Source organism: Streptomyces sp. NPDC058685 (genome assembly GCF_042714725.1).
Classification (GTDB): Bacteria; Actinomycetota; Actinomycetes; order Streptomycetales; family Streptomycetaceae; genus Streptomyces.
This window is the reverse complement of the sequence record NZ_JBHXSL010000058.1, coordinates 1-21,083: the sequence shown is the minus strand read 5'-3', so window position 1 is coordinate 21,083 and position 21,083 is coordinate 1. Positions and strand designations below refer to the sequence as shown.

Annotated in this window: 18 protein-coding genes; 14 read left to right on the top strand and 4 right to left on the bottom strand. The window is 70.8% G+C overall.

Going from position 1 to position 21,083, the window contains the following annotated elements:
* Positions 1–17: 17 nt before the first annotated feature.
* A complete protein-coding gene (locus ACFWU3_RS31235; RefSeq protein ID WP_384444420.1) occupies positions 18–1,493 on the bottom strand; it encodes a sodium:solute symporter in 1,476 nt (491 codons plus the stop codon).
* A 126-nt stretch (positions 1,494–1,619) separates the two neighbouring features.
* On the opposite strand from ACFWU3_RS31235, the gene ACFWU3_RS31230 reads away from it, so the two are divergent.
* From ACFWU3_RS31230 to tesB, 3 genes are all read left to right on the top strand, one after another.
* A complete protein-coding gene (locus tag ACFWU3_RS31230; RefSeq protein ID WP_384444419.1) occupies positions 1,620–3,092 on the top strand; it encodes a PucR family transcriptional regulator ligand-binding domain-containing protein in 1,473 nt (490 codons plus the stop codon).
* Between the two features lie 127 nt (positions 3,093–3,219).
* Positions 3,220–4,377 carry an acyl-CoA dehydrogenase family protein gene (locus tag ACFWU3_RS31225; protein WP_384444418.1) on the top strand — a complete coding sequence of 386 codons (1,158 nt, stop codon included), beginning with the start codon at positions 3,220–3,222 and terminating at the stop codon, positions 4,375–4,377.
* 19 nt (positions 4,378–4,396) lie between these two features.
* Complete coding sequence (gene tesB, locus ACFWU3_RS31220) at positions 4,397–5,269, top strand: acyl-CoA thioesterase II (protein WP_340473210.1); 873 nt, start codon at positions 4,397–4,399, stop codon at positions 5,267–5,269.
* Here the strand turns inward: tesB and ACFWU3_RS31215 are convergent.
* Positions 5,235–5,702, bottom strand: a complete 468-nt coding sequence (locus ACFWU3_RS31215; protein WP_384444417.1) for a MerR family transcriptional regulator — start codon at positions 5,700–5,702, stop codon at positions 5,235–5,237. The two genes, tesB and ACFWU3_RS31215, sit on opposite strands and share 35 nt — an antisense overlap.
* Before the next feature lie 101 nt (positions 5,703–5,803).
* Between ACFWU3_RS31215 and ACFWU3_RS31210 the strand changes: the two genes are divergently transcribed.
* Entirely contained in the window at positions 5,804–6,412 is a 609-nt protein-coding gene (locus ACFWU3_RS31210; protein WP_384444416.1) for an O-methyltransferase, read from the top strand.
* 31 nt (positions 6,413–6,443) lie between these two features.
* On the opposite strand, the gene ACFWU3_RS31205 is transcribed toward ACFWU3_RS31210, so the two are convergent.
* Both ACFWU3_RS31205 and ACFWU3_RS31200 read right to left on the bottom strand, forming a co-directional pair.
* Positions 6,444–7,229: a phosphatase gene (locus ACFWU3_RS31205; protein WP_384444415.1), complete on the bottom strand. Its 786-nt coding sequence runs from the start codon at positions 7,227–7,229 to the stop codon at positions 6,444–6,446.
* Positions 7,230–7,304: 75 nt separating this feature from the next.
* Positions 7,305–7,898 (bottom strand): TetR/AcrR family transcriptional regulator, encoded by a 594-nt coding sequence (locus tag ACFWU3_RS31200; protein ID WP_384444414.1) that lies wholly within the window; start codon positions 7,896–7,898, stop codon positions 7,305–7,307.
* A 99-nt stretch (positions 7,899–7,997) separates the two neighbouring features.
* On the opposite strand from ACFWU3_RS31200, the gene ACFWU3_RS31195 reads away from it, so the two are divergent.
* The 10 genes from ACFWU3_RS31195 (at position 7,998) to ACFWU3_RS31150 (ending at position 21,043) form a co-directional block, all read left to right on the top strand.
* Positions 7,998–9,629 carry a carboxyl transferase domain-containing protein gene (locus ACFWU3_RS31195; protein WP_384444413.1) on the top strand — a complete coding sequence of 544 codons (1,632 nt, stop codon included), beginning with the start codon at positions 7,998–8,000 and terminating at the stop codon, positions 9,627–9,629.
* A 14-nt stretch (positions 9,630–9,643) separates the two neighbouring features.
* The gene (locus tag ACFWU3_RS31190; protein WP_384444412.1) at positions 9,644–11,677 is read left to right on the top strand and encodes an acetyl-CoA carboxylase biotin carboxylase subunit; all 2,034 of its coding nucleotides are present in this window, start codon (positions 9,644–9,646) and stop codon (positions 11,675–11,677) included.
* Complete coding sequence (locus ACFWU3_RS31185) at positions 11,670–12,614, top strand: hydroxymethylglutaryl-CoA lyase (protein ID WP_384444411.1); 945 nt, start codon at positions 11,670–11,672, stop codon at positions 12,612–12,614. The genes ACFWU3_RS31190 and ACFWU3_RS31185 overlap by 8 nt, the downstream gene beginning before the upstream one ends.
* Before the next feature lie 5 nt (positions 12,615–12,619).
* Positions 12,620–13,780: an acyl-CoA dehydrogenase family protein gene (locus ACFWU3_RS31180; protein ID WP_384444410.1), complete on the top strand. Its 1,161-nt coding sequence runs from the start codon at positions 12,620–12,622 to the stop codon at positions 13,778–13,780.
* A 193-nt stretch (positions 13,781–13,973) separates the two neighbouring features.
* Positions 13,974–14,999: an ABC transporter substrate-binding protein gene (locus ACFWU3_RS31175; RefSeq protein WP_384444409.1), complete on the top strand. Its 1,026-nt coding sequence runs from the start codon at positions 13,974–13,976 to the stop codon at positions 14,997–14,999.
* Between the two features lie 2 nt (positions 15,000–15,001).
* Positions 15,002–15,859, top strand: a complete 858-nt coding sequence (locus ACFWU3_RS31170; protein ID WP_384444408.1) for a siderophore-interacting protein — start codon at positions 15,002–15,004, stop codon at positions 15,857–15,859.
* A gap of 148 nt (positions 15,860–16,007) precedes the next feature.
* Complete coding sequence (locus tag ACFWU3_RS31165) at positions 16,008–17,450, top strand: pyridoxal phosphate-dependent decarboxylase family protein (RefSeq protein ID WP_384444407.1); 1,443 nt, start codon at positions 16,008–16,010, stop codon at positions 17,448–17,450.
* Complete coding sequence (locus ACFWU3_RS31160; RefSeq protein ID WP_384444437.1) at positions 17,440–18,717, top strand: lysine N(6)-hydroxylase/L-ornithine N(5)-oxygenase family protein; 1,278 nt, start codon at positions 17,440–17,442, stop codon at positions 18,715–18,717. The genes ACFWU3_RS31165 and ACFWU3_RS31160 overlap by 11 nt, the downstream gene beginning before the upstream one ends.
* Positions 18,714–19,244, top strand: a complete 531-nt coding sequence (locus tag ACFWU3_RS31155; protein ID WP_384444406.1) for a GNAT family N-acetyltransferase — start codon at positions 18,714–18,716, stop codon at positions 19,242–19,244. The genes ACFWU3_RS31160 and ACFWU3_RS31155 overlap by 4 nt, the downstream gene beginning before the upstream one ends.
* Positions 19,241–21,043 (top strand): IucA/IucC family protein, encoded by a 1,803-nt coding sequence (locus ACFWU3_RS31150; protein WP_384444405.1) that lies wholly within the window; start codon positions 19,241–19,243, stop codon positions 21,041–21,043. The genes ACFWU3_RS31155 and ACFWU3_RS31150 overlap by 4 nt, the downstream gene beginning before the upstream one ends.
* The last annotated feature ends 40 nt before the right edge of the window (positions 21,044–21,083 follow it).

Below are 21,083 nucleotides of genomic sequence, written 5' to 3'. Positions count from 1 at the left end.
TGATCCGAACGAAGGACCTAGCTGGGGACCGGAGCGGCCTCGGCCGGCGTCTCTTCCTCGCCGCCGCGGCCGGCCAGCCGCTCGCGCCAGTTCGCGAGCGTCGCCTCGTCGGTCGGCGGGGTCACGAGGCTCACGACGACGTAGACCGCGAGCGAGGCGAGCAGCCCGTAGTAGATGGGCTCGTTGGCGAGGATGCCGTACGTCGCCATCAGACCGATGACCGAGAGACCGCCGACGATCACCGCGGCCAGCGCGCCGGCGACGGTACCGCGCTTCCACAGCAGCCCGCCGAGGATCGGCACCAGCAGCCCGCCGACGAGCAGGTTGTAGGCGACGGTGAGGGCCTCGACGACGTTGTTCAGGGCGATGGCGATACAGATGACCGCGATGCCCATGGCCAGGATGAACATGCGGTTGTCCTTGACCTCGTCGGCCTCGCCGTGGTCCTTGGCGCCGCGTGAGGTGAGCCCGCGCAGCCGCGACCAGATGTCGTTGTTGGCGACGGTGGCGCAGGCGATGAGCGCGCCGGACGACGTCGACATGACAGCGGCGAGGGCGGCGGCGAGCACCAGACCGCGCACACCCATGGGCAGTTCGTCCTTGACGATGGTCGCGAACGCGTCGTCGGCGTTGGGCAGCTTCGGGTAGAGGACCTTGGCCGCGGTACCGATCACGGCGCCGGCGAGGGCGTAGACCAGGCAGTAGGTACCGGCGACGGTGCCGCCGTAGCGGGCGACCTTGTCGCTGCGCGCGGTGAACACCCGCTGCCAGATGTCCTGGCCGATCAGCATGCCGAAGGTGTAGATCAGGACGTACGTGAAGATCGTCTCGCCGCCGATGCCCAGCGGGTCGAAGTACTCGGTGGGCAGCTTGGCCTTCATCTCGCTGAAGCCGCCGGCCTTGACCACCGCGATGGGCAGCAGGAGCAGGAGCACACCGATCGTCTTGACGACGAACTGCACCATGTCGGTGAGGGTGATCGACCACATGCCGCCGAGCGTGGAGTACGCGACGACGATCGCGCCGCCGAGGATGATCGACGCGGTGCGGTTGATGTCGAAGAGGACGTCGAAGATCGTCGCGTAGGCGATGGTCGAGGTGACCGCCAGCATCAGGGTGTACGCCCACATCACGACACCGGAGATGAGACCGGCCCGGCCGCCGTAGCGCAGGTCGAGCATCTCGGAGACGGTGTAGACCTTCAGCCGGGCGATCCGCGCCGAGAAGAACACCGAGAGCGCGAGCAGGCCGAGGCCGATGGTGAAGACCATCCACGCGCCGGAGAGGCCGTACTTGTAGCCGAGGCCGACGCCGCCGATGGTCGAGGCGCCGCCGAGGACGATGGCGGCCATGGTGCCCGAGTACATCGTGGGGCCGAGGCGGCGGCCCGCGACCAGGAACTCACTCTTGGACTTGGCGCGGCGCATGCCCCACCAGCCCATGCCGAGCATGCCGGCCAGATAGACGACGATCACTGCGTAGTCGACAGCCATCGGCTTTCCCTCCGTCTCGTCCCCCGGGTCCTCAGGTCTTGTCGACAGCTGACGCTAGGTGGCCGGAAAGAAACGCTGAAGTGTACGTTTCATCCATTGTCGACCTCGTCTATGGATGGACTGTCCATGCCGGAGACCGCAGCGGCACCTCCCACCCCACCGGTCCCCCTGACCGCACTGCTGGCCCGTGAGGATCTCGGCCTGCGCCAGATCGCCGGGCCGCGGGAGCCCGGTGCGGTCATCCACATGGTGCACACCTCCGAGATGGCGGATCCCTACCCGTATCTGCTCGGCGGAGAGCTGCTCCTGAGCGCGGGCGTACTGCTGGAGGATCCCGACCGCTATGTCTCGCGCATCGTCGCGGCGGGGGCGGCGGCGCTCGGTTTCGGCGTCACGCCGGTGTACGACACGGTGCCCGCCGAGCTGGTCGAGGCGTGCGACCGGCACGGTCTGCCGCTGCTGGAGGTGCCGCCGCCGACCACCTTCACGGCCGTGGCCCGGGCGGTGTGGCGGTTGATGGCGGAGGCACGCCACCGCGAGCTGCGGAGGGTGACACAGGCACAGCAGGGCCTGGCCGCGGCGGCGGCCCGTCCCGACCCGGTCCCGGCGGTCCTCACCCAGCTGGCGTCCCGGGTCGGCGGCCAGGCCGTGCTGCTGGCCGCGGACGGTACGGAGCTGTCGGCCGCCGGCCGCGCCCCGTCCCCGGAGGTCCGCCGGGCCCTGGCTCGGCTCGCGGGGGTGGTGGGGCCGGGCAGCCCGCCCGTACCGGACGCCGGGGAGGGCAGTGCCCGTCCCGCGCCGAGTTCCGCCAGCGACACCGTCGACGGCACCCATCTCGCCGCGTACGCCCTCGGCGGCAGTCAGGGTCTCGTCCTCGGACTCTGCGCGCCCGGGCGGGAGCCGGGTGACCACACCGTCGCCGGGGTGGCCGTCGTCCTGCTGTCCCTGCTCACCGCGCCCCACCAAGGCGTCGACGCGACGGGCCGCAGCGCGGCCCTCGTACGGCTGCTGCTGGGGGCCGGACCCGCGGAGGCCGCGTCGCTGCTGGGTGCCGAGCGGTGGACCGTGGTGCACGCGCGCGGCGGGCGCGGCACACCCTTCGACGCCTCCGCGCTGGGAGCCGCGCTCGGCAGCGCACTCGTGGACCCGGCGGGCGACGGCACGGTACGGATCCTGGTGCCGGCCGACCGCGAGGTGACCGCCCACCCGGGCTGGGTCCTCGGCGTGAGCGACCCCGTGGCACCGGAGGATCTCGGCGCCGCCGACACCCGCGCGGCACGGGCGCTGCACCGGGCCATGGCCACCCGCGGCGAGCTGGTGCGCCATCGCGGCACCTCGCTCGCCGCACTGCTCTCGCCCGAGGAGGCTGCGACCCACGCCCGGCTGCGCCTCGCCCCGCTCGCGGACTCCCCCGCGCTGGTGGAGACCCTGCGCACCTGGCTCTCGCTGCACGGCAGCTGGGACCGTACGGCGGCCGCGATGGAGGTCCACCGCAACACGGTGCGCCAGCGCATCAGCCGCTGCGCGGCGCTGCTGGACGAGGACCTGGACGACGCGGACGTACGGATGGAGCTGTGGTTCGCGCTGCGCTGGCTCTGAGGCGCGTCGGGCGGTCCCCCGGTGTGTGATGTGCGCGACCACCGCGGGACCGCCCTGGACAGGCTTGACAACCGCCCGGTAACTTGGCCTGAGCAAGCGCTTAGACATCGACGAAGGAGGGCGTCCCGTGCGCCGCACCGTTTTCAACGAGGACCACGAGGCGTTCCGGGAGACCATCCGGGCCTTCATCGAAGCCGAGGTCGTTCCGGTCTACGACGAGTGGTTCGCCGCTGGTCAGGCACCGCGCGACTTCTACCACAAGCTCGGTGAGCTGGGCGTCTTCGGCATCCGCGTGGACGAGGAGCACGGCGGCGCCGGCATCGAGTCGCACAAGTACGAGGCCGTGATGTACGAGGAGACCGCCCGCGCGGGCGTCTCGTTCGGCGGCTCCGGTGTGCACGTGCTGCTCGGCCTTCCGTACATCAAGTTGCTCGCGTCCGATGAGCAGAAGAAGCGCTTCCTGCCGAAGTTCGCCACCGGCGAGGAGATGTGGGCGCTGGCGATGACCGAGCCGGGCACCGGCTCCGACGTCGCGGGCATGAAGACCACCGCCAAGCTCTCCGAGGACGGCAGCCACTACGTCCTCAACGGCGCCAAGACCTTCATCACCGGCGGTGTGCACGCCGACCGCGTGATCGTCTGCGCCCGTACGTCCGCGCCCCGCGAGGACGACCGCCGCTTCGGCATCTCCCTGTTCGCGGTGGACGCCAAGTCCGCGGGCTACTCGGTTGGCCGCAAGCTCGACAAGCTCGGCCTGAAGGTCTCCGACACCGCCGAGCTGGCCTTCGTCGACGTCAAGGTCCCGGTCGAGGACCTCCTCGGCGAGGAGAACAAGGGCTTCTACTACCTCGGCCAGAACCTGCCGTCCGAGCGCTGGGGCATCGCCTTCGGTGCGTACGCGCAGGCCAAGGCCGCCGTGCGGTTCGCCCAGCAGTACGTCCAGGACCGCACGGTCTTCGGCAAGCCGGTCGCCTCCTTCCAGAACACCAAGTTCGAGCTGGCCGCCTGCCAGGCCGAGGTGGACGCCGCCGAGGCGGTCGCCGACCGCGCCCTCGAGGCCCTCGACGCGGGCGAGCTGTCCCCCGCCGAGGCCGCGTCCGCGAAGCTGTTCTGCACCGAGGTCGCGCACCGTGTGATCGACCGCTGCCTCCAGTTGCACGGCGGCTACGGCTACATGAACGAGTACCCGATCGCGCGCCTGTACGCCGACAACCGCGTCAACCGCATCTACGGCGGCACCAGCGAGGTCATGAAGTCGATCATCGCGAAGTCCATGGGTCTGTAAGGGCAGTTACCTTCCTTCCATGAGCACAGCACTCGACGACCTGCTCGATCTGCTCGACCTGGAGCAGATCGAGCAGGACATCTTCCGGGGCCGGTCCCGTTCCGCGGTCGTGCCCCGGGTCTTCGGCGGACAGGTCGCGGCCCAGGCGCTCGTCGCCGCGGGCCGCACCGTCCCCGACGACCGCACCGCGCACTCCCTGCACGCGTACTTCCTGCGGATGGGCGACCCCGGCGCACCGATCGTCTACACGGTCGACCGCATCCGTGACGGCCGTTCCTTCACCACGCGCCGGGTCGTGGCCGTCCAGCACGGCCAGCCGATCTTCCATCTGTCGGCCTCCTTCCAGACGTACGAGGAGGGCCTCGACCACCAGTCGGAGATGCCGGACGCGCCCGCGCCCGAGACGCTGCCGACGGCAGCCGAGATCATGCCCGCGTACGCGGAGCACTTCGTCGACCCCGGCATCGTCGAGCGGATGCTGGAGGCACGGGCCGCGGTCGATCTGCGCTATGTCGACGCGCCGCCGTACGGCAGCGTGGGCAAGCCGAGGAAGCCCCGTTCCCAGGTGTGGTTCCGTGCCAACGGCAAGCTGGCCGACGACCCTCTGCTGCACGTCTGCCTCGCGACCTACGTCTCCGACATGACGCTGCTCGACTCGGTGCTGCTGGCGCACGGCCGCGGCGGCTGGGCGGTCGGCGACGTGGTCGGCGCCTCGCTGGACCACGCGATGTGGTTCCACCGGCCCTTCCGCGCCGACGAATGGCTCCTGTACGACCAGGAGTCCCCGTCGGCATCCGGCGGCCGGGGCCTCGGCCAGGCCCGGATCTACACCCAGGACGGGCAGCTGGCCATCTCCGTCATCCAGGAAGGCGTGGTGCGGGTCCCCCGCTGACCTCGGGCAGCAGCTCCCGCAGACCGGCCCGGAAGGTCGGGCAGTCCAGCAGGGTGGGGTGCCGGCAGGTCAGGGCGTGGCCGATGCGCGCCCGCGCCGTGCGCATCTCCTCGATGCGCCGGTCGATCTCGTCGACCTTCCCCGCGAGGCGCACCCGGACCTCCACCGGCGGCCCGGCCAGCAGCTCGGAGAGCTCGGCCAGCGAGAAGCCGGTGGCCCGGGCGCCCACGATCAGCGCCACCCGGTCGAGGACCTCGGGCCGGTACGTCCGGCGCAGGCCGTGGCGCCCGGCCGGCTCGACCAGGCCGAGCCGCTCGTAGTAGCGCAGGGCGGACGGCGCCACGCCCGTGGCCCGTGCCACCTCGGCGATGTCGAGAAGTCCGCCCTCCTCGGGCCCGTCCCCGCCCCGCCGCCCGTCCATCGGTGTGCGCACCGCCCTCTCCCGGTTGACTTGAAGTGAGCTTCAGGTGCCACGGTACGCGGACGGGCGGCACCGGGGCGTAACTCGCGGGCCCCGGGCCGAGGGAGCGGATGATGACGACACGGACGAACCGGATGCGCGGCGTGGCCGTCGCGGCGATCGCCGCCCTGCGGCACCCGCTGGACGTGGCCGACGAGTTCGCCGACGTCCAGGAGGCGACCCGGCGGCACCGGCGCGCGCACCGCTGCGGCGCGTACGCGTACGGCGAGGGATCGCTGCCGGCGACGGTCGCGGCGGCGGTCGGCGCCCGCCGGATCGTGGAGGTGGGCACCGCGCTCGGGTACACCGCCCTGGCCATGGCGCACGCGGCACCGCACGCGCGGGTGGAGACCATCGAGAGCGACGCGGAACACGTCCGCCTCGCCCGGGACCAGATCGCCGGCCGCGGGTGCGCCGACCGCGTCGACGTCCTGCACGGCACCGCCGAGAGCCTGCTGCCCGGTCTCCCGTCCGACGGCTACGACCTGGCCTTCTTCGACGGGTTCACCCCGACCGTGGAGGTCGTCGGGCAGCTGCACCGGCTGCTGCGCCCCGGCGGCACGCTGCTCGCGGGCAATCTGATCCTCGGACCGTCGCCCGCGGTGGGCCGTCACCTGGGCGATCCGGCCCGCTGGCGGACCCATTCCCTCGGCGAGACGGCGCTGTGCGTGAAGCGCGGGTGAGGCGGGGCCGAGCAGGGCGGCGGCGCGGTGCCTACCGGCCCGCCAGCCCCGCGGCGTCCAGCAGGTACTCGGTCATCGGGTCGTAGAACCGCGGGTCCGTGACGTGGTCGTCCAGCGGGACGGTCACCTGGAGGGTGCCCTCGGCCTCCCCGATGAACAGCGCGGGGTCGTTGCAGTCCGCGTACCCGACGGAGTCGAGCCCCCGCTGGCCCGCGCAGCCGGCCCAGCCGTGGTCGGCGACGACGAGGTCGGGCTGCGGGCTGCCCTCGCGCTCCAGGCCGTCGAGGATGGCGGCCATCGGCGCCGGGGAGTGGGTGTGCCACAGCGTGGCCCCGCGCTCCAGCATGGCGACGTCGGCGAACTGGAAGACCATGCCCTCGTCCGCGGTGAGCCCGCCCGGAATCCGGACGATCTCGCAGCCGGCCGCCCGCAGTGCGTCCGCGGTTCTCCGGTGCACATCGAGCAGCCCGCCCGGGTGCCCGGTCGCGAACAGGACGCGCTCCTGCCCGGCGACGGCCTTGCGCAGCCGCCCGGCCATCCGGTCCAGGGCGTCGACGGTCAGCTCCGGGTCGATGGTGTCCTGCCCGACCCGGTACTGCGGATCGTCGTTGACACCGCACCGCTCGGCCATGACGGCCAGCACGTCCTGCTCGTCCGTCCAGCGGTCGCCGAGCTCGAGACCCAGCCAGTAGTGACGGTCGCCGTTGGCGAGCTTGCGGTAGTGGGAGAGGTTGTTGTCGCGCGGTGTGGCGACGTCTCCGGCGATACGGGTGCGGACGAGATGGTCGACAAGGGCGGCACGGCTGGGTATCGGCATACCTCCCATTGTGCCGTCAGCCGCCGTCGCCGCGCGGGCCGTCCCGTACCCCGGACGGCCGGGGCGCCCCGCGCGTCAGGCCGTGAGCGAGGCGAAGGCTCCGTGCGCGAGGCGCCGCAGCAGGGTCTCGGTCGCGGCCCGGCCCGGCAGACCGCTGCCGTACGACCCGAGGTGCGGCGTCGAGTTGAGCAGGCCGAAGACCGCGTGGACCGCGGCGCGCGCCTCCGACTCGGCCACCTCCGGGTGCAGTTCGCGCACGGCCGTCACCCACAGCTCCACGTACTGCCGCTGCAACTGCCGCACCAGCTTGCGGTCGCTGTCGCGCAGCCGGTCCAGTTCGCGGTCGTGGAGGGTGATCAGCGGGCGGTCGTCCAGTGCGAAGTCGATATGGCCGTCGATCAGCGCGGCCAGCAGCACCTCGGGGTCCGCCGGCGACTCCTCGACCCGTAGCCGTCCCCCGCTCAGCAGCCGCTCGCTGATGCCCACCAGGAGCTCGGCGAGCATGGCGTCCTTGCCCGGGAAGTGGCGGTACAGGCCGGGGCCGCTGATGCCGACCGCCGCCCCTATCTCGTCGACCCCCACGCCGTGGAACCCGCGCTCGGCGAAGAGGCGAGCGGCCTCTTTGAGGATCTGCTCGCGGCGGGTCGGCGCATCCGTCCTGGTGCTCATGCAGCCGATTCTAGACAACACAGTTAGCGCTCGTTAACCTGAGGGAAACGCGTTAACGCTCATTAACCGAAAGTCGTACGGGCAAGGGGGCTCGACACGATGCAGCAGGCACCCGTGCTGACCAGCACGGCAGACCCCGCATCACCGGCCTGGCAGGCCAATGAGGTCGCACATCAGGAGCTCGCCGACGCCCTGCGCGCCAAGCTGGCCGCGGCCCGCCTCGGCGGCGGGGAGAAGGCCCGCGCCCGGCACACCGCCCGCGGCAAGCTGTTGCCGCGGGACCGCGTGGACACCCTCCTCGACCCGGGTTCGCCCTTCCTGGAGATCGCTCCGCTCGCCGCCGACGGGATGTACGACGGGCAGGCACCGGCCGCCGGTGTCATCGCCGGTATCGGCCGCGTCAGCGGCCGCGAGGTGGTGATCGTCGCCAACGACGCCACCGTCAAGGGCGGCACCTACTACCCGATGACGGTCAAGAAGCACCTCCGCGCGCAGGAAGTGGCGCTGGAGAACCGTCTGCCCTGCGTCTACCTCGTGGACTCCGGAGGCGCCTTCCTGCCCATGCAGGACGAGGTCTTCCCCGACCGCGAGCACTTCGGGCGGATCTTCTACAACCAGGCCCGCCTGTCCGGCGCCGGCATCCCGCAGATCGCCGCCGTCCTCGGCTCCTGCACGGCCGGCGGCGCGTACGTCCCGGCGATGAGCGACGAAGCCGTGATCGTCCGCAACCAGGGGACGATCTTCCTCGGCGGCCCGCCGCTGGTGAAGGCCGCGACCGGCGAGGTCGTCACGGCCGAGGAGCTCGGCGGCGGCGAGGTGCACTCCCGCGTCTCCGGAGTCACCGACCATCTCGCCGAGGACGACGCGCACGCGCTGCGGATCGTGCGGAACATCGTGGCCACCCTCCCCGAGCGCGGCCCGCTGCCCTGGTCGGTCGAACCGGCCGAGGAGCCGAAGGCCGACCCGGCCGGGCTGTACGGCGCGGTGCCGGTCGACTCCCGCACTCCCTACGACGCGCGCGAGATCATCGCCCGGCTCGTGGACGGCTCCCGGTTCCAGGAGTTCAAGGCCGAGTTCGGGCAGACGCTGGTCACCGGCTTCGCACGGATCCACGGTCACCCGGTCGGCATCATCGCCAACAACGGCATCCTCTTCTCCGAGTCCGCCCAGAAGGGCGCGCACTTCATCGAGCTGTGCGACCAGCGCGGCATCCCGCTGGTGTTCCTCCAGAACATCTCCGGCTTCATGGTCGGCCGCGAGTACGAGGCGGGCGGCATCGCCAAGCACGGCGCCAAGATGGTGATGGCCGTCGCCTGCACCCGGGTGCCGAAGCTGACGGTCGTCGTCGGCGGTTCGTACGGAGCGGGCAACTACTCGATGTGCGGCCGCGCCTACTCCCCCCGTTTCCTGTGGATGTGGCCCAACGCCAAGATCTCGGTCATGGGCGGCGAGCAGGCCGCGTCGGTCCTCGCGACCGTCAAGCGCGACCAGTTGGAGGGCCGCGGCGAACAGTGGCCGGCCGAGGACGAGGAAGCGTTCAAGGACCCGATCCGCGCCCAGTACGACCAGCAGGGCAACGCCTACTACGCGACGGCCCGGCTGTGGGACGACGGCGTGATCGACCCGCTCGAGACCCGTCAGGTGCTCGGACTCGCCCTGACCGCCTGTGCCAACGCCCCGCTGGACCGCAACGACGGCACCCAGTCCGGCTTCGGCGTCTTCCGGATGTGAGGGGACCCCACACGATGTTCGACACAGTCCTTGTGGCCAACCGGGGCGAGATCGCGGTCCGGGTCATCCGCACCCTGCGCGCCATGGGCGTGCGCTCGGTCGCCGTCTTCAGCGACGCGGACGCGGACGCCCGCCATGTGCGGGAGGCGGACACGGCGGTCCGTATCGGCCCGGCGGCCGCCGCCGAGAGCTATCTGTCCGTGGAGCGACTGCTGGAGGCCGCCGCGCGCACCGGTGCGCAGGCGGTCCACCCGGGGTACGGCTTCCTCGCCGAGAACGCGGGCTTCGCCCAGGCGTGCGAGGACGCGGGCCTCGTCTTCATCGGTCCGCCGGCCTCGGCCATCTCCCTGATGGGAGACAAGATCCGGGCCAAGGAGACGGTACGGACGGCGGGTGTCCCCGTCGTGCCCGGCTCGTCCGGGTCCGGTCTGACGGATGATCAACTGGCCGACGCGGCACGCGAGATCGGTATGCCCGTCCTGCTGAAGCCCTCCGCGGGCGGCGGCGGCAAGGGCATGCGGCTGGTGCGCGACGCGGCACAGCTGGCCGAGGAGATCGCGGCGGCCCGGCGGGAGGCCCGCTCCTCCTTCGGCGACGACACGCTCCTGGTGGAGCGGTGGATCGACCGGCCCCGCCACATCGAGATCCAGGTCCTCGCGGACGGCCACGGCCGGGTGATCCACCTGGGCGAGCGGGAGTGCTCCCTGCAACGGCGCCACCAGAAGATCATCGAGGAGGCGCCGAGCGTCCTGCTCGACGAGGAGACCCGCTCGGCCATGGGAGAGGCGGCCGTCCAGGCGGCCCGCTCGTGCGGCTACCGGGGCGCGGGCACGGTCGAGTTCATCGTCCCGGGCAACGACCCGTCCTCGTACTACTTCATGGAGATGAACACCCGTCTCCAGGTCGAGCACCCGGTCACCGAGCTCATCACCGGGCTGGACCTGGTGGAGTGGCAGCTGCGGGTCGCGGCCGGCGAACACCTGCCGTACGAGCAGAAGGACATCACCCTCACCGGGCACGCCCTGGAGGCGCGGATCTGCGCCGAGGACCCCTCGCGCGGCTTCCTCCCCTCCGGCGGCACCGTGGTGGCGCTGGAGGAACCGCACGGCGACGGTGTGCGCACCGACTCCGGTCTGACCGCCGGGACGGACGTGGGCAGCACGTACGACCCGATGCTGTCGAAGGTGATCGTGCACGGCCGCGACCGGGCCGAGGCCCTCGCGCGGCTGCGCCGTGCCCTCGCGGACACGGTCATCCTCGGCGTCCCCACCAACACCGGTTTCCTGCGCCGGCTGCTGGCCCACCCCTCGGTGGTCTCCGGCGACCTGGACACGGGCCTGGTGGAGCGCGATCTCGCCACGCTGCTTCCCGAGGGCGTGCCGGACGAGGTCTGCGCGGCCGCGGCACTGCTGTCGGCGGCCCCCGGACCGGCGCCGACCGCGGCGGGCTGGGTGGATCCGTTCGGTGTCCCCGACGGCTGGCGTCTGGGCGGTGTACCCGCCTGGACCGTCCACCACTTCCGTCTCCCGGGCCACGAGCCGGTCCGCATCCGCACCCGCGGGTCCGGCACGGGCACGGAGATCGCGCTGGACGACGAGCCGGCCGGACGGTCCGCCCGGATCGTGTCCCGTGCGCCGGACCGCGTCACGGTGGAACTGGACGGCGTCACCCACACCTTCGGCTTCGCCGTAACGCCGGACGGTGTCTGGCTCGGGCGGGACGGCGACTCCTGGCACGTCCAGGACCACGACCCCGTCGCGGCCTCCCTCAGCGGCGCCGCGCACGCGGGCGCCGACACCCTCGCCGCCCCCATGCCGGGGACGGTCACGGTGGTGAAGGTGGCCGTCGGGGACGAGGTCGCCGCGGGCCAGAGTCTGCTCGTCGTCGAGGCCATGAAGATGGAGCACGTCATCTCCGCCCCGCACGCGGGCATCGTCACCGAACTGGACGTCACCCCCGGGACCACCGTGGCCATGGACCAGTTGCTGGCCGTGGTCGCCCCGCACGAGGACGCCGAGCAGGCCGGAGAGGAGGCCGTCCATGGCTGACGGACTGCCCATGGAGGTCCCCGCGCAGGATCTGCCGCCGCGGGTGCGCATCCACGAGGTGGGCGCGCGCGACGGACTGCAGAACGAGAAGACGGTCGTGCCGACCGAGGTGAAGGCGGAGTTCGTCCACCGTCTCGCCGCCGCCGGCCTCACCACGATCGAGGCGACGAGCTTCGTCCACCCGAAGTGGGTCCCCCAACTCGCCGACGCGGAGCAGCTGTTCCCGCAGCTTGAGGACGTCCGGAGCGCGGGCGTCGCGCTGCCCGTCCTCGTCCCCAACGAACGCGGTCTCGACCGGGCCGTCGCCCTCGGCGCCCGTCGTATCGCCGTGTTCGGCTCGGCGACGGAGACCTTCGCGCGCAGGAACCTCAACCGCACTGTCGACGAGTCGCTCGCCATGTTCGAGCCGGTCGTCGCCCGCGCCAAGGACGACAAGGTCCATGTCCGCGGCTATCTCTCCATGTGCTTCGGCGACCCCTGGGAGGGGCCGGTCCCCGTCCACCAGGTCGTGCGGGTGGCGAAGGCGCTGATGGACCTGGGCTGCGACGAGTTGTCCCTCGGCGACACCATCGGCGTCGCGACCCCGGGCCATGTGCAGGCCCTGCTCGCCCAGCTCAACGAGGAGGGTGTGCCCACCTCCGCGATCGGCGTGCACTTCCACGACACCTACGGCCAGGCGCTGGCCAACACCCTCGCCGCGCTCCAGCACGGCGTGACCACCGTCGACGCGTCCGCGGGCGGCCTCGGCGGCTGCCCCTACGCGAAGAGCGCCACCGGAAACCTCGCCACCGAAGACCTCGTATGGATGCTTCACGGCCTCGGCATCGAAACCGGGGTCGATCTCGGCCTGCTCACCGCCACGAGCGTGTGGATGGCCGAACGGCTGGGCCGTCCCAGTCCGTCCCGCACCGTTCGCGCCCTCTCCCACAAGGAGTGACACCCATGTCCCTGGACCACCGGCTCACCGCCGAGCACGAGGAACTCCGCCGTACCGTCGAGCAGTTCGCGCACGACGTGATCGCGCCCAAGATCGGCGACTTCTACGAGCGCCACGAGTTCCCGTACGAGATCGTCCGCGAGATGGGCCGTATGGGCCTGTTCGGGCTGCCCTTCCCCGAGGAGTACGGCGGCATGGGCGGCGACTATCTCGCCCTCGGCATCGCCCTGGAGGAGCTGGCCCGCGTCGACTCCTCCGTCGCGATCACCCTGGAGGCGGGGGTGTCGCTCGGCGCGATGCCCGTCTACCGCTTCGGCACCGAGGAGCAGAAGCAGGAGTGGCTGCCGCGTCTGTGCGCGGGCGAGATGCTCGGCGCGTTCGGTCTGACCGAGCCCGGCGCCGGCTCGGACGCGGGCGGCACCCGCACGACGGCCGTCCGCGAGGGCGACGAGTGGGTGATCAACGGCTCCAAGTGCTTCATCACCAACTCCGGTACGGACATCACGGGTCTGGTCACCGTCACCGCGGTCACCGGCCGCAGCCCGGAGGGCAAGCCGCAGATCTCCTCGATCATCGTCCCGTCCGGCACACCCGGCTTCACGGTCGCCCCGGCCTACTCCAAGGTCGGCTGGAACGCCTCGGACACCCGCGAGCTGTCCTTCGACAACGTCCGGGTGCCGCTGGCGAACCTGTTGGGCGAGGAGGGCCGCGGCTACGCGCAGTTCCTGCGCATCCTCGACGAGGGCCGCATCGCCATCTCCGCGCTGGCGACGGGCCTTGCCCAGGGCTGTGTGGACGAGTCGGTGAAGTACGCCAGGGAGCGGCACGCCTTCGGCCGCCCGATCGGCGCCAACCAGGCGATCCAGTTCAAGATCGCCGACATGGAGATGCGGGCGCACATGGCCCGCGTCGGCTGGCGCGACGCGGCCTCCCGGCTGGTGCTGGGCGAGCCGTTCAAGAAGGAGGCGGCGCTGGCGAAGCTGTACTCCTCGACGGTCGCGGTGGACAACGCCCGCGAGGCGACGCAGATCCACGGCGGCTACGGCTTCATGAACGAGTACCCGGTGGCCAGGATGTGGCGTGACTCGAAGATCCTGGAGATCGGCGAGGGCACGAGCGAGGTCCAGCGGATGCTGATCGCACGGGAGTTGGGCCTGACGGGCTGACGCACGGACTCCGGCCTCCTCCCCCGTTCCTCCGGGGCGAGGAGGCCGCTCCATGCCCGGGCCGAGGAGTCGGCCCGCCGCAGGGCTGTTCGCCGTCGTCGGCCGGACCCGCCTCTGGACAGCTTGTGAGGTTAGGCTAACCTACCCTCGAACTGACCAAGGCCGGATCGGCACATACGAAAGCGACACCATCATGCCCAACGCCCGAGCTTCTCACCTCTCCCGTCGTGGAGTCCTCGCCGCGGGTGGCGCCATCGGGCTCGGCGCCGCGCTCGTCGCCTGTGGCGGCGACGACTCGTCGGACGCGTCGGGCAAGGCCGCCGAGAAGTCCGGCCCCTGGACCTTCACGGACGACCGCGGCACCAAGGTGGAGCTGAAGGCCGTTCCGAAGAACATCGTCGCCTTCACCGGCACCGCCGCCGCGCTCCACGACTACGGCGTCGAGGTCAAGGGCGTGTTCGGCCCGACGAAGACCAAGGACGGCAAGGCCGACGTCCAGGCCGGCGACCTCGATGTGAACAAGGTCAAGGTCATCGGCAACGTCTACGGCGAGTTCAACATCGAGCAGTACGCGGCCCTCGCGCCCGAGGTGCTCATCACCAACATGTGGGCCAAGGACGACCCGTGGTACGTGCCGCCGCAGTCCAAGGACAAGATCATGAAGGTGGCCCCCAGCGTGCTGCTGTGGGCGGCCGAGACCACCATGCAGAAGGCGCTGGAGCGGCACGCGGAGCTCGCGAAGTCCCTCGGCGGTGACACCACCGGCCCGAAGGCCGCCGCCGCCAAGACCCGCTTCGAGAAGGCCGCGGCCCGGCTGCGCGCCGCCGCCAAGTCGAAGCCCGGCATCAAGGTCCTGATCGGCTCCGGCAGCGCCGAGCTGTTCTACGTCTCGGTCCCGAAGACGAGCGCGGACACCCTGTACTTCCAGGAGCTGGGCGTGAAGTTCATCGAGCCCAAGGCGAACGCCCAGGGCTTCTTCGAGGAGCTCAGCTGGGAGAACGCCGACAAGTACGGCGCCGACATCATCATGCTGGACAACCGTTCCTCCGCCCTCCAGCCGGCCGCGCTCGCCGCGAAGCCGACCTGGGCCAAGCTGCCCGCCGTCAAGGCGAACCAGGTGATCCCGCGCGTCACGGAGCCGATCTACTCCTACGACAAGTGCGCGCCGGTCCTGGAAGAACTCGCCAAGGCCATCGAGAACGCGAAGAAGGTCGCCTGACCATGACGACGACGGCCGAGACCGCCCCGTTCCGCTTCTTCCCGATGGAGGTGACCGGAACGAGGCGGCTCGGCCCGTCCCTGGTCCGCGTCACCTTCGGCGGCGAGGAACTCAGGGACTTCGCCGCCGGGGGCCGCGACCAGTCGCTGTCCCTCTTCCTTCCGCACCCGGGGCAGGACGCCCCGGTCGTACCGGTCGACGCGGGGGACGGCAGTGCGGTGTTCGCGGCCTGGCGCGCCCTGCCGGACGACGTGCGCGCGGTGATGCGCTCGTACACGGTGCGCGAGCAGCGCCGGGCGGGCGACGGCAGCAGCGAGGTCGACATCGACTTCGCCGTCCACGAGGACGGCGGCCCGGCCTGCCGGTGGGCCGAACAGGCCACGCCCGGACAGAAGGTGATGGTGCTGGGCCCGGCGGTCGCCGACAACACCTCGGTGCGCTGCCGTCCGCCGCAGGACACCGACTGGGTGCTGATCTGGGGCGACGAGACGGCCCTGCCGGCCGCGGCGGCGATCCTCGAATGGCTGCCTGCCGGCACCCGGGCGCACGTCTGGCTGGAGGTTCCGCACGCGGGCGACCGCTTGGACCTCACCACCGCGGCGGACGCCGAGATCACCTGGCTGGTGCGGGAGGAGAACGCTCCGACCGCCGTGGAGGCGGTCCGCGCGGCCGAACTCCCCGACGGCGCCGGCTACGCATGGATCGCCGGGGAGTCGGGCAGCGTCAAGGCGCTGCGCCGCCACCTGGTGGGCGAGCGCGGGATGGACCGCCGCCGGGTGACGTTCGTCGGCTACTGGCGCCGCGGCGTGAGCGAGGACGGGCTGCGCGAGGAGCCCGCCGAGGCAGCCGACGAGGCGTGAGCAACGCCATAACGGGCGGGGCCCCTGAGGGGGGCGGGTCGGTTGGTGTCTGAAGTTAGGTTAGGCTAACCTTACTTCGACGTCGCCCACTCGCCCCCCTCGCCCGTTCCGAGGGGTGACCAAGTCCCCGCATCCAGAAGGACATTGCATGCGCTCGCACCTGCTCAACGACGCGACAGCCGAGAGCTACCGGCTCTCGGTCACCGAAGGAGTCGACCGGGTTGCGAGCCGACTGGCAAGAACCCGGCAGCCGTTCAGCGGAGTCTCACCCGACGAACTCGCCCCGGTGATCGCGGCCGTCGACCTCGACCGGCCGCTCGGCGACACCTCCGCGGCCCTGGACGAGCTGGAGCAGGTCTACCTGCGGGACGCGGTGTACTTCCACCACCCGCGCTACCTCGGACACCTCAACTGCCCCGTCGTCATCCCGGCCGTCCTCGGCGAGGCCGTGCTCTCGGCCGTCAACTCCTCGCTGGACACCTGGGACCAGAGCGCGGGCGGCACGCTGATCGAGCGCCGTCTCATCGACTGGACCGCCCAGCGCATAGGCCTCGGTGAGGCCGCCGACGGCGTCTTCACCAGCGGCGGTACCCAGTCCAACCTCCAGGCACTGCTGCTCGCCCGCCAGGAGGCCAAGACCACGGACCTGGAGCGGCTGCGCATCTTCGCCTCCGAGTGCAGCCACTTCAGCGTGCAGAAGTCCGCGACGCTCCTCGGGCTCGGCCCCGAGGCCGTCGTCTCGGTCCCCGTCGACCGCGACAAGCGCATGCAGACGTTCTTCCTCGCCGCCGAACTGGAGCGCTGCGCCCGCGAGGGACTGGTCCCCATGGCGATCGTCGCCACCGCCGGCACCACCGACTTCGGCTCCATCGACCCGCTGCCCGAGATCGCCGAGCTGGCCCAGCAGTACAGCACCTGGATGCATGTGGACGCGGCGTACGGCTGCGGCCTGCTGGCCTCCCCCACCCGGCGCCACCTGCTGGACGGCATCGAGCACGCCGACTCCGTCACCGTCGACTACCACAAGTCCTTCTTCCAGCCCGTGAGTTCGTCCGCGGTGCTGGTCCGGGACGCGGCCACGCTCAGCCACGCCACGTACCACGCGGACTACCTCAACCCCCGGCGCACCGTCGAGGAGAGGATCCCGAACCAGGTCGACAAGTCCCTCCAGACCACGCGCCGTTTCGACGCGCTCAAGCTGTGGATGACCCTGCGCGTGATGGGCGCCGACGGCGTGGGCTCGCTCTTCGACGAGGTCTGCGACCTCGCCGCGACCGGCTGGGAGATCCTCGCCGCCGACCCGCGCTACGACGTCGTCGTCCAGCCGCAGCTCTCGACCCTGGTCTACCGCTACATCCCCGAGGCCGTCACCAGCCCCACCGAGATCGACCGCGCCAACCTCTACGCCCGCAAGGCGCTGTTCGCCTCCGGCGAGGCCGTGGTCGCGGGCACGAAGGTCAACGGCCGCCAGTACCTCAAGTTCACCCTGCTCAACCCCGAGACGACGGCCGACGACATCGCCGCCGTACTCGACCTGATCGCCGGCCACGCCGAGCAGTACCTGGGAGAAAACCTTGTCCGTGTCTCGTGAGCCCCATGAGTCCCGTGAGCCCCACGATTTCATCGGCATCGGGCTCGGGCCCTTCAACCTCGGCCTCGCCTGCCTGACCGAGCCGATCGACGAGCTCAACGGCCTGTTCCTGGAGTCCAAGCCGGACTTCGAGTGGCACTCGGGGATGTTCCTCGAAGGCGCCCACCTCCAGACGCCGTTCATGTCGGACCTGGTGACCCTCGCGGACCCGACCTCCCGCTACTCCTTCCTGAACTACCTGAAGGACAAGGGACGGCTGTACTCCTTCTACATCCGCGAGAACTTCTATCCGCTGCGCACCGAGTACAACGACTACTGCCGCTGGGCCGCGGCCCAGCTGAGCAGCATCCGCTTCAGCACCACCGTGACCCGTGTGGAGCACGAGGACGGGCTGTACGTCGTCCACACCGACGCCGGTGAGCGGCTGTACACCCGCCGCATCGTGCTGGGCACCGGCACCCCGCCGTACATCCCCGAGCCCTGCCAGGGCCTGGACGGCGACCTGCTGCACAACTCGCGCTATCTCGACCACAAGGAAGCGCTCCAGCGCAAGGAGTCGATCACGCTGGTCGGCAGCGGCCAGAGCGCCGCGGAGATCTACTACGACCTGCTCTCCGAGATCGACGTGCACGGCTACCGGCTCAACTGGGTCACGCGCTCCCCGCGGTTCTTCCCGCTGGAGTACACCAAGCTGACGCTGGAGATGACCTCCCCGGAGTACATCGACTACTTCCACGCGCTGCCCGAGGCCACCCGCTACCGCCTGGAGTCCCAGCAGAAGGGGCTGTTCAAGGGCATCGACGGCGAGCTGATCGACGCGATCTTCGACCTGCTCTACCAGAAGAACCTGGCGGGCCCGGTCCAGACGCGACTGCTGACCAACTCGGCCCTGCACCGTGCCTCCTACGAGAACGGCGTCTACACCCTGGGACTGCGTCAGGAGGAGCAGGGCAAGGACTACGACCTGCACACCGAGGGCCTGGTCCTGGCCACGGGCTACCAGTACGTCCAGCCCGCGTTCCTCGGCCCGGTCTCCGACCGCATCCGCAGGGACGGGCAGGGCCGCTTCGACGTGGCCCGCAACTACTCGGTCGACACCGCCGGCCGCGAGATCTTCCTCCAGAACGCCGCCGTGCACACGCACTCGATCACCTCGCCCGACCTGGGCATGGGCGCGTACCGCAACGCCTACATCATCGGCGAGATGCTCGGGTCCGAGTACTACCCCGTCGAAAAGTCCATCGCGTTCCAGGAGTTCTCCGTATGACGTTCACCGTCCGCCCGCTCGATCCTTTCGCCGACGCCGAACTGGTGCACGGCTGGGTGACCCATCCCAAGGCCGCCTACTGGATGATGCAGGACGCCAGACTTCAGGACGTCGAGCGCGAGTACATGGCGATAGCCGCCCATGAGCACCACGACGCCTTCATCGGGCTGAGCGACGGCGAACCCGTCTTCCTGATGGAGCGCTACGACCCGCGGTACGTGGAGCTCCAGGGCCTGTACGAGGCCGAGCCGGGCGATGTGGGCATGCACTTCCTGGTCGCGCCGACCGACACACCGGTGCACGGCTTCACCCGCGCCGTGATCACCGCGGTGATGGAGACGCTGTTCGCGGACCCGTCGACCCGGCGCGTGGTCGTCGAACCGGACGTGCGCAACACGGCCGTGCACGCGCTCAACGAAGCCGTCGGTTTCGTACCCGTACGAGAGATCAAGAAGCCGGAGAAGGACGCGCTGCTGAGTTTCTGCACCCGCGACCAGTTCCTGGCTGCACGAGGAGTGACGGTATGACCCTGTCCGACGCCGTGGCACATCTGACGCCCGAACTGTGGGAAGAGGCGAACCGGCAGCTCGTCCGCAAGGCGCTCGCGGAGTTCTCGCACGAGCGGCTGCTGACGCCCGAGGCGCTCGACGGCGGGGCCGAGGGCGCGGGCGAGCGCCGCTACCGGGTCCTGAGCGACGACTCCGCGACCGAGTACCGCTTCGCCGCACGCCGGTTCGCCCTCGACCACTGGCAGGTCCGCGCCGACTCGATCACCCGCCACCGCGACGGGACCGAACAGCCGCTGGACGCGCTGGAGTTCTTCATCGAGCTGCGCGCCTCGCTGGGGCTCAGCGACGAGATCCTCCCGGTGTATCTGGAGGAGATCTCCTCCACGCTCTCCGGGACCGCGTACAAGCTCGCCAAGAAGCCGATGACCTCCGCCGAGCTGACGGGCGCCGGGTTCCAGGCGATCGAGACGGGCATGACCGAGGGCCACCCCTGCTTCGTGGCCAACAACGGCCGGCTCGGCTTCGGTGTGCACGAGTACCTCTCGTACGCCCCGGAGACCGCGAGCGAGGTCCGTCTGGTCTGGCTCGCGGCCCGCCGCGACCACGCCACCTTCACGGCCGGCGCCGGGCTCGACTACGAGACCCTGGTGCGCGACGAACTCGGTGAGGCCCAGCTCGCCCGTTTCGCCGCGCGGCTGGACTCCCTCGGTCTCGACATGGCCGACTACCTCCTGCTGCCCGTGCACCCGTGGCAGTGGTGGAACAAGCTCTCCGTCACCTTCGCCGCCGAGATCGCCCAGCAGCGGCTGGTGTGCCTCGGCAACGGCGACGACGCGTATCTGGCCCAGCAGTCGATCCGCACGTTCTTCAACGTGACCTCGCCGGCCAAGCACTATGTGAAAACCTCGCTCTCCGTGCTCAACATGGGCTTCATGCGCGGCCTTTCGGCGGCGTACATGGAGGCGACCCCGGCGATCAACGACTGGCTCGCGCACCTGGTCGACAGCGACGACGTCCTCAAGGCGGCGCGCTTCTCGATCATCAGGGAGCGGGCGGCGATCGGGTACCACCACCGCCAGTACGAGCGGGCGACGAACCGGTACTCCCCGTACCGCAAGATGCTCGCCGCGCTGTGGCGCGAGAGCCCGGTGCCGACGCTGCGGGACGGCGAGCGGGTGGCCACCATGGCCTCCCTGCTCCATGTCGACCACGACGGCGCGAGCTTCGCGGGCACGCTGATGGACGAGTCGGGCCTCGCGCCCGCGGAGTGGCTGCGCGGCTATCTGCACGCGTACCTCACGCCCGTGCTGCACAGCTTCTACGCCTACGACCTGGTCTACATGCCGCACGGCGAGAACGTCATCCTCGTCCTCGACGAGAAGGGCGCCGTGCAGCGCGCGGTCTTCAAGGACATCGCCGAGGAGATCGCGGTGATGGACCCGGACGCGGTGCTGCCGCCGGCGGTCGAGCGCATCCGCGCGGACGTCCCGGACGACATGAAGCTGCTCTCCATCTTCACGGACGTCTTCGACTGCTTCCTGCGCTTCCTGGCGCCGGCGCTGGTGTCGGAGGGGCGGCTGGACGAGGAGACGTTCTGGCGGGCGGTCGCGGACTGTGTGCGCGCCTACCAGGAGTCGGTGCCGCACCTCGCGGACAAGTTCCGCGAGTACGACATGTTCACCGACGAGTTCGCGCTCTCCTGCCTCAACCGCCTCCAGCTGCGCAACAACAAGGAGATGGTCGACCTCGCCGACCCGGCGGGGGCGCTCCAGCTGATCGGCACCCTGGAGAACCCGATCGCGCGCTTCTCCCGCTGAACCGGGCGGGCGCCGGTGTGGGGGGGGTCCCCCCGGGGAC

What these genes read in the sequence shown, in the direction of transcription:
- ACFWU3_RS31185 (WP_384444411.1), top strand. Translation starts at nt 11,670, where the DNA reads ATGGCTGACGGACTGCCCATGGAGGTCCCCGCGCAGGATCTGCCGCCG.
- ACFWU3_RS31175 (WP_384444409.1), top strand. Translation starts at nt 13,974, where the DNA reads ATGCCCAACGCCCGAGCTTCTCACCTCTCCCGTCGTGGAGTCCTCGCC.
- ACFWU3_RS31180 (WP_384444410.1), top strand. Translation starts at nt 12,620, where the DNA reads ATGTCCCTGGACCACCGGCTCACCGCCGAGCACGAGGAACTCCGCCGT.
- ACFWU3_RS31150 (WP_384444405.1), top strand. Translation starts at nt 19,241, where the DNA reads ATGACCCTGTCCGACGCCGTGGCACATCTGACGCCCGAACTGTGGGAA.
- ACFWU3_RS31200 (WP_384444414.1), bottom strand. Translation starts at nt 7,898, where the DNA reads ATGAGCACCAGGACGGATGCGCCGACCCGCCGCGAGCAGATCCTCAAA.
- ACFWU3_RS31155 (WP_384444406.1), top strand. Translation starts at nt 18,714, where the DNA reads ATGACGTTCACCGTCCGCCCGCTCGATCCTTTCGCCGACGCCGAACTG.
- ACFWU3_RS31210 (WP_384444416.1), top strand. Translation starts at nt 5,804, where the DNA reads ATGACGACACGGACGAACCGGATGCGCGGCGTGGCCGTCGCGGCGATC.
- ACFWU3_RS31205 (WP_384444415.1), bottom strand. Translation starts at nt 7,229, where the DNA reads ATGCCGATACCCAGCCGTGCCGCCCTTGTCGACCATCTCGTCCGCACC.
- ACFWU3_RS31235 (WP_384444420.1), bottom strand. Translation starts at nt 1,493, where the DNA reads ATGGCTGTCGACTACGCAGTGATCGTCGTCTATCTGGCCGGCATGCTC.
- ACFWU3_RS31195 (WP_384444413.1), top strand. Translation starts at nt 7,998, where the DNA reads ATGCAGCAGGCACCCGTGCTGACCAGCACGGCAGACCCCGCATCACCG.
- ACFWU3_RS31230 (WP_384444419.1), top strand. Translation starts at nt 1,620, where the DNA reads ATGCCGGAGACCGCAGCGGCACCTCCCACCCCACCGGTCCCCCTGACC.
- ACFWU3_RS31170 (WP_384444408.1), top strand. Translation starts at nt 15,002, where the DNA reads ATGACGACGACGGCCGAGACCGCCCCGTTCCGCTTCTTCCCGATGGAG.
- ACFWU3_RS31165 (WP_384444407.1), top strand. Translation starts at nt 16,008, where the DNA reads ATGCGCTCGCACCTGCTCAACGACGCGACAGCCGAGAGCTACCGGCTC.
- tesB (WP_340473210.1), top strand. Translation starts at nt 4,397, where the DNA reads ATGAGCACAGCACTCGACGACCTGCTCGATCTGCTCGACCTGGAGCAG.
- ACFWU3_RS31190 (WP_384444412.1), top strand. Translation starts at nt 9,644, where the DNA reads ATGTTCGACACAGTCCTTGTGGCCAACCGGGGCGAGATCGCGGTCCGG.